The sequence below is a fragment of the Paenibacillus dendritiformis genome, assembly GCF_015845845.1.
GTDB classification, from domain to species: domain Bacteria; phylum Bacillota; class Bacilli; order Paenibacillales; family Paenibacillaceae; genus Paenibacillus_B; species Paenibacillus_B dendritiformis_C.
In genome coordinates, this window is the sequence record NZ_LDIG01000075.1 from 16305 (window position 1) to 28489 (window position 12185).

At 56.5% G+C, this 12185-nt stretch carries 16 protein-coding genes; 15 read left to right on the forward strand and 1 reads right to left on the reverse strand.

Going from position 1 to position 12185, the window contains the following annotated elements; all coding sequences use genetic code 11:
• Nucleotides 1–26: 26 nt before the first annotated feature.
• The 15 genes from ABD76_RS04560 (at nt 27) to ABD76_RS04630 (ending at nt 11729) form a co-directional block, all read left to right on the forward strand.
• Nucleotides 27–446: a DUF350 domain-containing protein gene (locus tag ABD76_RS04560; RefSeq protein WP_197254619.1), complete on the forward strand. Its 420-nt coding sequence runs from the start codon at nt 27–29 to the stop codon at nt 444–446.
• A 151-nt stretch (nt 447–597) separates the two neighbouring features.
• Nucleotides 598–1125 (forward strand): hypothetical protein, encoded by a 528-nt coding sequence (locus tag ABD76_RS04565; RefSeq protein ID WP_197254620.1) that lies wholly within the window; start codon nt 598–600, stop codon nt 1123–1125.
• Between the two features lie 82 nt (nt 1126–1207).
• Nucleotides 1208–2410 (forward strand): MFS transporter, encoded by a 1203-nt coding sequence (locus tag ABD76_RS04570; RefSeq protein ID WP_197254621.1) that lies wholly within the window; start codon nt 1208–1210, stop codon nt 2408–2410.
• A gap of 462 nt (nt 2411–2872) precedes the next feature.
• Entirely contained in the window at nt 2873–3136 is a 264-nt protein-coding gene (locus tag ABD76_RS04575; protein ID WP_197254622.1) for a hypothetical protein, read from the forward strand.
• A gap of 26 nt (nt 3137–3162) precedes the next feature.
• Complete coding sequence (locus ABD76_RS04580) at nt 3163–3636, forward strand: spore coat protein (RefSeq protein ID WP_197254623.1); 474 nt, start codon at nt 3163–3165, stop codon at nt 3634–3636.
• A gap of 172 nt (nt 3637–3808) precedes the next feature.
• Nucleotides 3809–4309 carry an Lrp/AsnC family transcriptional regulator gene (locus ABD76_RS04585; protein ID WP_197254624.1) on the forward strand — a complete coding sequence of 167 codons (501 nt, stop codon included), beginning with the start codon at nt 3809–3811 and terminating at the stop codon, nt 4307–4309.
• 13 nt (nt 4310–4322) lie between these two features.
• Complete coding sequence (locus ABD76_RS04590; protein ID WP_197254627.1) at nt 4323–5531, forward strand: aminotransferase class I/II-fold pyridoxal phosphate-dependent enzyme; 1209 nt, start codon at nt 4323–4325, stop codon at nt 5529–5531.
• A gap of 251 nt (nt 5532–5782) precedes the next feature.
• A complete protein-coding gene (locus ABD76_RS29255; RefSeq protein ID WP_261945010.1) occupies nt 5783–5941 on the forward strand; it encodes an aspartyl-phosphate phosphatase Spo0E family protein in 159 nt (52 codons plus the stop codon).
• Nucleotides 5942–6040: 99 nt separating this feature from the next.
• A complete protein-coding gene (locus ABD76_RS04600) occupies nt 6041–6589 on the forward strand; it encodes a hypothetical protein (protein WP_338125037.1) in 549 nt (182 codons plus the stop codon).
• A gap of 38 nt (nt 6590–6627) precedes the next feature.
• Nucleotides 6628–7203 (forward strand): bifunctional adenosylcobinamide kinase/adenosylcobinamide-phosphate guanylyltransferase, encoded by a 576-nt coding sequence (locus ABD76_RS04605; RefSeq protein ID WP_197254631.1) that lies wholly within the window; start codon nt 6628–6630, stop codon nt 7201–7203.
• A gap of 77 nt (nt 7204–7280) precedes the next feature.
• On the forward strand, nt 7281–7871 hold the full coding sequence (locus ABD76_RS04610) for a cob(I)yrinic acid a,c-diamide adenosyltransferase (RefSeq protein WP_197254633.1): 591 nt from the start codon (nt 7281–7283) through the stop codon (nt 7869–7871).
• The gene (locus ABD76_RS04615) at nt 7858–8841 is read left to right on the forward strand and encodes an RluA family pseudouridine synthase (protein ID WP_197254635.1); all 984 of its coding nucleotides are present in this window, start codon (nt 7858–7860) and stop codon (nt 8839–8841) included. The genes ABD76_RS04610 and ABD76_RS04615 overlap by 14 nt, the downstream gene beginning before the upstream one ends.
• Nucleotides 8842–8982: 141 nt before the next feature.
• The gene (locus tag ABD76_RS04620; RefSeq protein ID WP_420901921.1) at nt 8983–9357 is read left to right on the forward strand and encodes an arsenate reductase family protein; all 375 of its coding nucleotides are present in this window, start codon (nt 8983–8985) and stop codon (nt 9355–9357) included.
• Between the two features lie 181 nt (nt 9358–9538).
• A complete protein-coding gene (locus ABD76_RS04625) occupies nt 9539–10438 on the forward strand; it encodes a 5'-3' exonuclease (RefSeq protein WP_197254685.1) in 900 nt (299 codons plus the stop codon).
• 121 nt (nt 10439–10559) lie between these two features.
• Nucleotides 10560–11729: a phosphodiester glycosidase family protein gene (locus ABD76_RS04630; protein ID WP_242069361.1), complete on the forward strand. Its 1170-nt coding sequence runs from the start codon at nt 10560–10562 to the stop codon at nt 11727–11729.
• A 29-nt stretch (nt 11730–11758) separates the two neighbouring features.
• Here ABD76_RS04630 and ABD76_RS04635 read toward each other — a convergent pair whose 3' ends face one another.
• Complete coding sequence (locus tag ABD76_RS04635) at nt 11759–12055, reverse strand: DUF3055 domain-containing protein (protein WP_197254641.1); 297 nt, start codon at nt 12053–12055, stop codon at nt 11759–11761.
• Nucleotides 12056–12185 lie beyond the last annotated feature (130 nt).

Sequence of the window (12185 nt, forward strand, 5' to 3'; positions counted from 1 at the left end):
TATCTGGAGACCAAAGGGGGAGCACCGTGGAAGTGATGATTGAACAATGGCTGAGCAATCCTTACGTATCCATGATTGCTTATTTTTCCGTAGCCGTGCTGGCTTTAGTGCTGCTGTTGTCCATTTTCGAGCTGGTGACGAGATACAAGTGCTGGGACGAGATCCGCAAGGGGAACCTCAGCGTTGCCATGGCCACGTCCGGTAAAATATTCGGGATATGCAATATTTTTCGCTTCGGGATCGTGGCCAGGGATTCCTTGTACACGTCCTTGCTATGGGCTGCGCTCGGATACGTGCTGCTGCTTGCCGCCTATTTTTTATTCGGCTTCCTGATGCCTTATTTCCGGCTGGATGAAGAGATCGAAAAGGATAACCGGGCGGTCGGACTGTTGGCGATGATTATTTCCATTTCGCTGTCCTATATTATCGGGGCGAGCATCAAGTGATGCCGCCTGACGCCGCGGGTTGATCTCCATGACGTCTGGGAGGGATACGGAATGAAGTATTTATGGGGCGCGCTGTTTGCGCTGGCTGCGATATTTTTCATTATCGGGATTATTTATTGGAGAAATATAGGGTGAAAAGGAGTGGAAGCCGATGAGCGAGACCGGCAAAACAATATGTCCTTGGTGCGATACGGAGATTGTGTGGGACGAGGAGCTGGGCCCGGAGGAAGAATGTCCGCATTGTCATAATGAGCTGAACAATTACCGCACGCTTAATATCGAGCTGGAAAAGGAAGAAGAGGAAGGGACCGCCTCCGGAGATCGGGAGGAAGAGTCCGAAGAAAAGGGCTGGTCCAACTTCGGTTGGGATGATGGCGGCGTGCTGTACAGCGATACGGATACCCTTCGTTATCAGGAAGGCGTGGACCAGATCCTGCACAGCCAGGAGGAAGTCCCGGAATGTCCGCACTGCCGTGAATATATGCTGCTGGCCGGCACGGAGACGGTATCCGGATCGGGCTTCAAGCCTGCCAAGCCGGAAGCGCTGGCGGCCCCATTGCTTCAGCCGCCGTTCGAGTTGAACGTCTATGTGTGCACGTCCTGCTTCCAGGTGTCCAAACTATTGGCGGCGCCTTATCGCGAAGCGATGATGGAAAATGTGAGAAATGCAAAAGCTTAATAAATAAGACGCCTGCTTTGGGGCAAGTTAAAAGCTGTAACCATATGGCTACCAGCTCTGAAAGCGGGGAGGGTTCACCTTCGTGAAAGCGCGTCTTGACGGCCAGTCTTTGTTGCTTTTGGTCGTATTCGGTCTATTTTCGTTGGCGAACGCCCTGTCCGGGACGTTCGTCAATGTTTTTTTATGGAAGATGAAATCGGAATTCGCCTTTATTGGCTGGTTTACTTTTACACAGCAAGCGGCTATGACGATCATGTTCTATGTTGCCGGAAAATGGGTGAAGGAAGGCAATAAAATGAACTGCCTTCGCTTGGGGATTGTCCTGTCCGCCCTGTTCTACGCGGCGGTCCTGTGGCTTGGCAAAGGCGCGGTGCATTACATGCTTCCGCTTGGTTTTATACTTGGGTCCGCCAGCGGAGCGTTTTGGTTGGCCTATAATGTCATTTATTTTGAAATTACGGACGCGGACAACCGCGATTTGTACAATGGCTGGGCAGGGCTGGTCGGATCCTGCTGCGCCATGATTGCCCCATGGGTGTCCGGCTTCCTGATCTCCAAGCTGGGGGGAGATCGGGGGTATACGCTAATATTTACGAGCTCACTCGTCGTGTTCGTCGGAGCCGGCATTTTCAGCTTCTGGCTGCACAAGCGGCCGCCGCAAGGAGCCTACCGCTGGTCGCTGCCGTTTACGGCCTGGAAGCCGAAGCATAGCCCGTGGCGCGCTGCCTTGCCCGCGCTGGGGGCCCAAGGGGTGCGCGAAGGCGTATTCTACTTCCTGGTCGGGCTCGTCGTCTACATCACAACGACCAACGAACTGAAGCTGGGGAACTACACGCTCATCACTTCGGCGGTCGCGCTTGTCAGCTTCTATCTTGCGGGCCGGCTGTACCGCGCTTCCTATCGCGCCGCAGGCATGATCGCGGGAAGCGTGGCGATGGCGGCGGCCATTGTCCCTTTATTCATTCAGGTAAATTACGTGATGCTTATTCTGTTCGGCGTCATCACTTCCTTGTTCTCGCCGCTGTTCATCGTGCCGATGACCTCTTCCACCTTCGATATTTTGGGCCGGGATGACAAATCGGTCGAGCAGCGGGTGGAGCTGACCGTCGTCCGCGAATTCGGTCTGTTGGCCGGAAGGATATTGGGGATCGCGGCCTTTATCGCGCTTGTGAGCTGGCGGACCGAGCAGTGGGCCATTGTCGGCTTTCTCGCGGTTACCGGAAGCGTGCCGATCGTCGGCGCCCTGTTCATGCAGCGGCTCGTCAAGCAGGCGGCTAAGCAGTAGCTCCGCTCTCGGGAGCCGAGAGAAGCCGTCTGCGGGCGTTCCGCGGCCTGTTGCCTCGTAGCGGACGGCTGGAATCTTCAGCGGATTCGAGCTAACGGAACAAAGCGGCATCCCCGATCTTGATCGGACAAGCCATCGGATCGGGGCGAGCATGCGGTATGCGATTCCGTTGCCGCAGAAGCCAGACCCGATCGGCATCCTGCTGATGCACCGCTATTCCGCCTCTTGCCGCAGACGAACGCTGCCTCCAAGCGTATTTCGAGAACCGGGCTTGTGATGACGATCTCCTGTATTGGGAATGCCGGAGCGGCATCTGATGGGGCCAGGCCGCCGAACCGCCGAGCCGGCTCTCCATGAGCCCTTCTCGGTTCCTACGAATTTGATTTACATATTTTCCATGAAAGAGACTCATAATACATATGATTACCAACAATTTCATGGTTGAAAGGAGCAAAACCAACGATGCCATACGGACAACAAAGCCTTTCGATGAAACCGCTATCGGCAAAAGAACTGGAATATATCGTAGATTCCATTTCCAATGAAGATTTGCTGATCAAGCAATGCGCGGCGACGGCGGCAAGCACAAATAATCCCGCCGTCCAGCAGACGCTGACCCAGATGGTGTCGGCGCATCAGCAGCATTTGAATCTGCTGGTGCAATCGCTGCAGCAGCATGCCCAGATCGCGCCGAACCACGCCCAGCAGCAGAATCAGTCCCAATAACGACGATCGACAGGAGGTTATGACCAATGAATGGCACTTCGATGAGCGGGTTCATGCCCGAGAAAGATTTATTACATACGATTCTGAATGACTTGAAGCGCACTTCAAGAGAATATGCGACCGGCGTAACCGAGGCGTCCTGCCCTTCCGTTCGGCAGATGTTCACCGATCTGACGAACAGCACGCTGCAGATGCAAGGCCAACTGTTCAACCTGATGCAGCAGCAAAATATGTATTCCGTCGCCTCCCCGGCCCTTCGGGATGAAGTCAACAAACGGCTGCGCGACCAGGAGCAGACGATGCAGAAGGCGAACCAGTTCGTCCAGCAGAAGCTGCAGGCGCAGCAGAGCTACGGCGCCGGTTATTACGGGCAGGGCGGATATCAGCCGCAGCAACAGCAGCAAGCGCAGCAGGCTCCATACCATCCGCAGCAACAGCAGCAAGCCTCGTATCAGGCGCAGTCGCCGGGAAGCAGCCGCTACTCCGATTATCTATCCTAGCGCGCCGCCATACAGCCGCTTTTCCGATTCCATGGAAGGGCGGCTGTTGCTTGTTCCGGCAACCGCGCCTGACATATGTTTGTGCTGGTGTGGATCAGCAAAAAGGTGTATCATATTGAAATATCAACAATATATCGGCTGATTTGCAGACACGTCGAGGGAGGCAATGGGAATGACAGATTTAAGCTCGCTTGATATTGAAATACTTAAATTATTAAAAGAGGACGCCCGCCGTTCCCCGGACCTAATCGCCACGATGCTGGGGGTTGAGGTCGAAGAGGTTCAATCGGCGATCGCTGAAATGGAACGAAAGCATGTTATTGTTAAATATTCGACGGTGGTGAACTGGAGCAAGGTCGATGACGAGATGGTCACGGCGCTGATTGAAGTCCAGATTACGCCCGAGCGCGGCCGCGGATTTGAAGGGATCGCCGAACGAATCTATTTGTTCCCGCAGGTCAAGGCGGTCTACCTGATGTCGGGTTCTTATGATCTGCAGGTCGAGGTTCAAGGCAAAAGCTTGCGCGAGGTGGCGTCGTTCGTCTCGGATAAGCTGTCGCCGATCGAATCGGTGCTGTCGACCAAGACGCATTTTATTCTCAAAAAATATAAGCAAGACGGCATCATCTATGAAGAGCGCGAGGACGATCAACGTCTCGTCGTAACCCCGTGAGAGGTGACAGATCATGATTAAGGAAGAGGAGAAGCAAGGGACGAACCGTTCCATGCATCAATACATTAATCCGCTGGTCCGGGATATTCCGCCTTCCGGCATCCGCCGGTTCTTCGACATGGCGGTATCCAGCAAGGATATTATCACCCTCGGGGTAGGGGAACCGGATTTTTGCACGCCTTGGCATGTGCGCGAAGCTTGTGTCTATTCTTTGGAGCGGGGACGCACCAAATATACGTCCAACGCGGGGATGCCGGAGCTGCGGGAGGAAATTGCGAAATATTTGGATGAATCATTCAAAGTTTCGTATGATCCTGCCGATGAGATCATTGTAACGGTCGGCGGCTCGGAAGCGATCGATCTGGCGCTGCGAACGCTCGTCGCTCCGGGCGATGAGATTCTCATACCCGAGCCAAGCTATATCTCGTATTCGCCTATCGTGTCGATTGGCGGCGGGGTACCGGTAGGAATCGAGACGTTCGCGAAGGATAACTTTAAGCTGACCGCCGAAGGGCTCCTGGCGAAGATTACGCCGAAGTCGAAAGTGCTCATTCTCTGTTATCCGAGCAACCCGACAGGCGGCATCATGACCTATGAGGACTGGCTCCCGATCGCGAAGATCGTGGAGGAGAACGATCTCATCGTCATTTCCGACGAGATCTACGCCGAGCTGACCTATGATCAGAAGCATGTCAGCTTCTCGTCCGTGCCGGGGATGAAGGATCGCACGATTCTGGTAAGCGGCTTTTCGAAGGCGTTTGCGATGACCGGCTGGCGCATGGGCTATGCATGCGGCCATAAGGAGCTCATTTCGGCCATGCTCAAAATCCATCAATATACGGTCATGTGCGCCCCGATTATGGGCCAGATTGCCGCGTTGGAGGCATTGAAGCACGGGCATGAAGAGAAGGACCGCATGGTCGAGTCGTACAACCAGCGGCGCCGCCTCATCGTCAAGGGGCTGCGCGAGATCGGGCTCGACTGCCACGAGCCGCAGGGCGCATTCTATGCCTTCCCTTCGATTCAATCGACTGGGCTTACCTCCGAGGAGTTCGCGCATCGGCTTCTGTTCGAGGCAAAGGTGGCGGCGGTGCCGGGAGACGTATTCGGTCTGGGCGGCGAAGGCTTCATCCGATGCTCCTACGCGACCTCGGTGTCGCAGTTGAATGAAGCGCTGGATCGAATGGGGCGTTTTCTCGACAAGATTAAGCAGGAAATGTGAAAAAAATTCAAATAAAACTAAAATGAACTAGTTTTCTTTTCCTTCATCTGGTATAATATAACATGTCTCGCGTGTTTATCCCATCAAATGGCACAGATGGGCGATGGTGGGGCTTCGAGGATCCAGCTGCGAAAGGAGGAAAGGGCTTGTTTTGTTCGAACTACACCTTGACGACGTATTCACGTAGTTTACTGAGAGAAGATGGATTTCATCCCAAATGGTCGGGCAAAACAAGAAACGTTTCGTCCAAGATGCTTGCTCTGGAACAGGAGATAAGGATTTTGCGCAAGCAAATGGAGCAGATGTTTCAAGAAGAGCAGTCTTTCACGGCTGAAAGCATGATTGAAATCAGCAGCATGCTGGACTTGAAGATTAACGAGTACATGAAATCGCTCGGCAAGCGATCTTAACATACCGAAGACCCTGAGGGGTCTTCTTTTTTTGCTTATGCCGTTTGTGATATAGTTGGGGATAGACGGACAGACATGCTGGAGAAAGGGGAACACATCGTGCGGAAATGGGGATGGATGGGGATGGTGCTCGCACTGGCGCTCGTACTGGGAGGCTGCGGGCCAAAAGCGGACATATCCGTGTTCATGATGTCGACGACAACGGTGCCATCCGAATTGACCGAGGCGCTGAAGACGGAATTGAGTCAGAAATTGGAGGGACAATTCACCGTAGACGTGTTCGCGTCGCCGATGTACAATTTGCAGAAATTATTTGTCGAATATGCGGCGGGCGATAACGGCGTGCATGTCGTGCCCGAAGAAGACGTCAAGACGATGAGCAAGCAAGGCGGCCATATCCCGTTGGATGATTATTTCGACAAGGACAAATATGAAGAAGGCTATTTTGACGGCATGGTGCTGGAAAAAGCGGAAAAGGGTTATATCGAGCATCAAGAAAAGCATCTATATGCGCTTCCGGCAGAAAAGCTGCCGCTTCTGAACAAGCTCGGCATCACGGAGAAGGGCTTGTTCGTCGCGATTCCGGTGCGCACGCCGAATGTAGAACGATCCATGCAGATTTTGAAGCTGATGGAGGAAGCGAAGTGAAGGCCGGCAGATGATGCGGACGGATGGAGGGAGTCAGTGTGATTATCGGGATTACCGGAGGCCATGGCAGCGGGAAGACAGCGTTCGCGTTGTCCTATGCGGCAGGATTCGGCCGTGAAGGGCTGTATCTGTCGACATTACATACAAGCCTTCCCGATGGTATGCCCGATTCTTCCCGTTGCCGGTGGCAGCATCTGCCGGCGGGGGAAGAGCTGCCGGGACTTCTGCATCGGATTAACGAAGAGTCCAATCTGTTCCGGGCGGAACGGAGGGTCGTGGTCGTGGACAGCGCGACCGCCTATCTCGCAGGCGCCCATGCGCGGCTATGGAAGAAGCGTCCGGATGTCGACAATACAGAATATGACGCCATATATATAGAGGAGATTGCGGCTGCCCGCAAGCGGCTGGAGGAGGCCTTGCTCGCTTTTCAGGGAAAGCTGTTCCTCATTACGAACGATCCGCCGGCTTACACGCCGTTCACGGATCCGAAGGAACGGAGCTATATTATCGAGCATGCGGCACTCAATCGGGAGATTGCCCGCCGCAGCCATCAATGGTTCCGGCTGGAGGCAGGAATGCCGGAGGAGGTATCGGCCAGGAGGTTCAGAGGCTGATGCGCTTCCGGCCGCTGCCGTGACGGGATACGGACTGGATGCTGCGCCGCGCGGCGTCAACATAAGGAGGAAAAGACGTGAGAATCTATACACGAACAGGGGACGAAGGAACGACATCGCTTATCGGAGGCCGGGTGTCCAAGGATCATTTGCGAGTGGAGGCCTACGGCGAGCTCGATGAATTGAATTCGTTCATCGGCTGGGCGGCGGCATGCTGCCGGGAAGACTCGTATGAGGAGCTCCGCAACCAACTGATCGAGATCCAGCATGAAGTGTTCGATTGCGGATCGGATGTCGCCTATGCAGAGAAAAAGCAGGGCGAGGTCGTCTATAAGGTGCATGCGGAGCAGGTGGAACGGCTGGAAGCCTGGATCGACGAACATAATGCCCACACGGAAGCGATCCGCAAGTTCATTCTGCCGGGAGGAAGCGAGGCGGCCTCGGCGCTTCACGTGTGCCGGACGGTGTGCCGCCGCGCCGAACGGCGCCTCGTGACGCTGGCCCGGGAAGAAACCGTGCACCCGCAAGTGATGAAATATGTGAATCGGCTCTCGGATTACTTCTTCGTCGCCGCCCGCCGGGCCAATGCGATTGCATCGGTTCCGGATGAAGAATATGTGCGGAGCGCGGAGGTTTTCCGCCGCAGATCCCGTCATGACGGAGCCTAACGGACGGAAGCTTGCCGCGGAGCTCGAATATGTCGTGCCGGAAGGCGACGAGGGGATTCAACTGCGGGCCGTGCTGCGCTCGCGGCTGAATCTGTCGCGGCGGCTGCTGACCCGGCTGAAGACGATGGAAGCCGCCATTACGGTGAACGGGCTGACGGAGCGAAGCGGAAGGCCGCTTAGCGTGAGAGAGCGCCTCCATGCGGGGGATGTCGTTCACGTGCGGATCGAGGAGGAGGCGGCCGAATCGATACCGCCGGAGCCGATTCCGATTGATATCGTGTACGAGGATGACGATGTTCTGGTGCTGAACAAGCCGGCGGGGATCGTCGTCCATCCGACGAAAGGCTATCCGGGGGGCACGCTGGCGAACGGGGTGATCCATTACTGGCGCGCCAAGGGGGAGCTGACCCGCTTCCGTCCGGCGAACCGGCTCGATCAGGAAACCTCCGGCCTGCTGATCGTCGCGAAGCATGGCCATGCCCATCATCAGCTCGCGGATCAGATGCAGACGGATGACATCTGGAAAGGATATGAGGCGTTCGTCTATGGCGTTCCTTCGCCGCTGGAGGGGACGATCCGGGCTCCGATCGACCGCGACAAGACGGAGCCTCATTTGCGTGTCGTGACGGAGGACGGCTATGATTCGATTACCCATTACCGGGTGCTGGAGACGTACGGAGAGGAAGCATCCCTCGTATCCTGCCGCTTGGAGACCGGGCGGACGCATCAGATTCGCGTTCATATGAAGCATATCGGATGCCCGCTGCTGGGGGACAAGTTCTATGGCGGCGGGCAGCCGGAATCATCATGGCTCGCCGGAGCGCTTCAGCCGTTGACCCGGCATGCGCTGCATGCGGCCGAGCTGCGGTTCAAGCACCCGATGACCGGGGAGCCGATGCATTTCAGGTCTCCGCTGCCGGATGATCTGCTGGCCCTGCGGGAGCGCTTGCGTCATGGGCGTGAGCATTGAATTGAGGAACTGTTGGGCCGATGTGGCGCTGGGGCTCTCGCACCGGAGCCGGCAAAGAGGAACGGCTGCCAGGACAGAAGGCTTAAAACGGCAAGAACGGCATTTCACAGGCCTGAAAGGATAAGGAAGGAGTTGGAGCAAGTGAAGGTAACGGTCTATCATTATGCGAAATGCGGCACCTGCCGCAAAGCGATTCAATGGCTGAAGGAGCAGGGGCTCGAATTGGAGCTGGTGCCGATCGTTGAGCAGCCGCCAAGCGAGCGGGAGCTGGAGGAAATGATTGAGCGGAGCGGCCTGGAGCTGAAAAAGTGGTTCAATACGAGCGGGGAGGTCTATAAGGAGCTGAAGCTGAAGGACAAGCTGCCTCAGATGAGCCGCGAGGAGCAGATCAAGCTGCTTGCCTCGAACGGCAAGCTTATCAAGCGTCCCGTCGTGACGGACGGCAAGCGGGTGACGGTCGGCTTCCGCGAAGACAACTACCGCGATACGTGGACGACCGCGGCCAAGCATGACTGACCGCGCTGCGAGAATGACTGACCGCTTCGGCGAGCATGGCTAGCAGCGCTGCGGCCGGATTGCCAGGCTGGGGCGTGCGGCGCTGGCGGAAGCTTATGTATGCTATAATGGAGTGCAGTGTCAGCAATGTAGAAAAATAGCAATTCTGTCATGAAAAGATAGTGAAAGGGGAACGCGAATGATGTGGGATACGGACATGATGTCCGAACCGGCCGCGCCGCGCATGCTGCTGGTGGACGGGATGGCTCTGCTGTTCCGCGCGTATTACGCCAGCGCATACGGCGGGTCCATCCGCCGGATGAAGGACGGCACGCCGACCAATGCCGTCTATGGATTCATGCGCTACTTCTGGGATGCGGTCAAGCGGTTCGAGCCGACGCATATCGCCTGCTGCTGGGATCTGGGAAGCAAAACATTCCGGGCGGAGCAGTTCGATCAATATAAGGCGAACCGGGCCGATTGCCCGGACGATCTGGTGCCGCAGTTCCAATTGATCCGCGACGTCATGGACAGCTTCCATATACCGAATGTATCGGCCGAAGGCTATGAGGCCGATGATTGCATCGGCACGCTCTCGCGGCTGTTCCGCGATGAGATGGAAGTGTATGTATTGACGGGAGATCATGACATGCTTCAATTGGTGCATGAACGGACCCGCGTCGTCATCATGAAGAAGGGACAAGGCAATTATGCCGTCTATTGCCCGCAGACGCTGATGGAAGAGAAGCAGCTTACGCCGGAGCAGATTATCGATGTGAAGGGGCTGATGGGCGATCCGTCGGACAACTATCCGGGCGTTCGCGGAATCGGCGAGAAGACGGCCCTCAAGCTGATTCAGCAATATTCGTCGATAGACGGGATTCTTGCCAATATGAGCTCGCTCCCGGCAGGCGTCCGCGCCAAGATCGAGGCCGATCTGGAGATGCTCCATCTGTCGCGGCGGCTGGCGCGCATCCACTGCGACGCGCCGGTCGTATGCGAACCGGATCAATGCGTGTTCCGGCCGCAGCGGGATGCGGTCGCGGCCATGTTCGAGCAGCTTGAGATGACAAGCATTCTTCGTCTGATCGAGACGGCCTAACGATCCGGCTCTTCGCTGCCGATACAATAGATAGCGAGATGCGCATCGAATGACTAGAAGACCCTGTCCTCCCCGTATTCGGCACTCTGTAGGGGAGAGACGGGGTCGAATTGTTGGGGGAATGAGAGAGTTGAATCAGGACAATGTATGCCGGGCTCCTTCGGAACGCCGTGCCGGCCGATGGCGTTCCTGCCTTGCGGGCCTGATCGCATTCGGCCTGTTATGGGCGTGGACGCCGGGAGCGGACATCCGAGACGGAAGCTCCGCGGCGTCTGGCGTCGTCGTCGCGGCAGCCAAGCCCGCGAACAAGGTAAGCGTTTCAGTGAAGCGGGTCTCCCTCGGCCGCAAAGTCTTCCGCGTAACCACTGTACGCGTGCCAAAAGGAATGAAGCCGCATGTCTCCTTCGGCAAGGACCGCTTCGGCACGACCGCGACGCTGACCCGCACCGCGAAGCGGACCGGAGCGAAGGCGGCGGTGAACGGAACCTACTTCGAGGCCTATGGAGGCCGTCCCGAGCCGTATGGCACCATTATCAACCGCGGCCGGGTCGAGCATACGAGCAATTACGGCACGGCCATCGGCTTCCGTCCGGACGGACGGGCCGTGATGGACAGCCTGCGCATTGAGATTAGCGGTCAAGTGACGGACGCGGCCACCGATCGCACTTCGTCATGGTATGCCTATTTCGTCAACCGAACGCCCAAGCGGGACGGCAGCGCGGCCGTATTGTACACGCCGCTGCGCGGCAATTCGCTCGGCTTCGCTTACGGACGGGCCGTCGTCGTTCGCGGCGGCGTCGTGAAGAAGGTGACGGCGGGCCGCAACGTGAGCATTCCGAAGGACGGATATGTGCTTGTCTTTACGGGGACGGAGAAGCCGATGGCCGATCGGTTCCATGTGGGGGATAAAGTAACGATGTCGATTCGCTACACGGACCGGCTGGGCCGTCCGATCGACTGGGACGACGTGCAGGTTGGGCTGGGGGGAGGCCCTCGGCTCGTGAAGGATGGGAAGGTGGCATTGAATCCGCGGGCGGAGGGCTTCAAGGAGGACAAAATATTGTCCAAGTCGGCGATGCGGAGCGGGATCGGCATCCTGCCCGACGGCTCGATATTGTTGGCCACGGTTCCATCCGCGACGATGAAGCAGTGGGCGGAGATATGGAAGAAGATGGGCGCGGTGCAAGCGATGAATCTGGACGGCGGCGCTTCCGCAGGGTTGATCGCCAACGGCCGGATCGTCACCAGACCGGGACGGGAGCTGAGCAATGTGCTCTGGTTCTCCGAGTAAGCCCGTTCCCGGCCATTGCGGAATCCGAATCAGTCCGTAAAATGCGCCGCGCCGACGACGAGGGACAGGAATTGGCGCAGATCGGCGGCTTCTTGGTCGGTCAAACGGTAGAAATGCTCCAGATAGCCTTCCTCCTCCAAGTCGTCCTGTCCGAGAATGGCGGTCAGGCCGCTCTGCAGATCGGTGACGAGCGTCTTGCCATAGAAGCGGGAAGTCGTCGTAAGCGCGAGATCGAAGCGGCGCATGCTGCCGCCGATAAACGTAACGAACCTCGTTGACGTTGCTTCGGTATGATCGGCCAAAAAATCGAGTTCATATGCACTCATGGGACAACCCTCCTTGTATCGGTAACGCTATCATTATACCGCACGCTTGCGAAAAGGCCATAATCAATTGACAGATTCTGTAGTCATGCTATAATTTATATAAACTCATAACTAGGACGAGGAAGCACCT

Bases quoted from the DNA above. Each gene is read 5' to 3' on its own strand.
- ABD76_RS29255 (WP_261945010.1), top strand. From the start codon at position 5,783: ATGCTTGCTCTGGAACAGGAGATAAGGATTTTGCGCAAGCAAATGGAG.
- ABD76_RS04625 (WP_197254685.1), top strand. From the start codon at position 9,539: ATGTGGGATACGGACATGATGTCCGAACCGGCCGCGCCGCGCATGCTG.
- ABD76_RS04630 (WP_242069361.1), top strand. From the start codon at position 10,560: ATGAGAGAGTTGAATCAGGACAATGTATGCCGGGCTCCTTCGGAACGC.
- ABD76_RS04580 (WP_197254623.1), top strand. From the start codon at position 3,163: ATGAATGGCACTTCGATGAGCGGGTTCATGCCCGAGAAAGATTTATTA.
- ABD76_RS04615 (WP_197254635.1), top strand. From the start codon at position 7,858: ATGACGGAGCCTAACGGACGGAAGCTTGCCGCGGAGCTCGAATATGTC.
- ABD76_RS04565 (WP_197254620.1), top strand. From the start codon at position 598: ATGAGCGAGACCGGCAAAACAATATGTCCTTGGTGCGATACGGAGATT.
- ABD76_RS04585 (WP_197254624.1), top strand. From the start codon at position 3,809: ATGACAGATTTAAGCTCGCTTGATATTGAAATACTTAAATTATTAAAA.
- ABD76_RS04635 (WP_197254641.1), bottom strand. From the start codon at position 12,055: ATGAGTGCATATGAACTCGATTTTTTGGCCGATCATACCGAAGCAACG.
- ABD76_RS04575 (WP_197254622.1), top strand. From the start codon at position 2,873: ATGCCATACGGACAACAAAGCCTTTCGATGAAACCGCTATCGGCAAAA.
- ABD76_RS04590 (WP_197254627.1), top strand. From the start codon at position 4,323: ATGATTAAGGAAGAGGAGAAGCAAGGGACGAACCGTTCCATGCATCAA.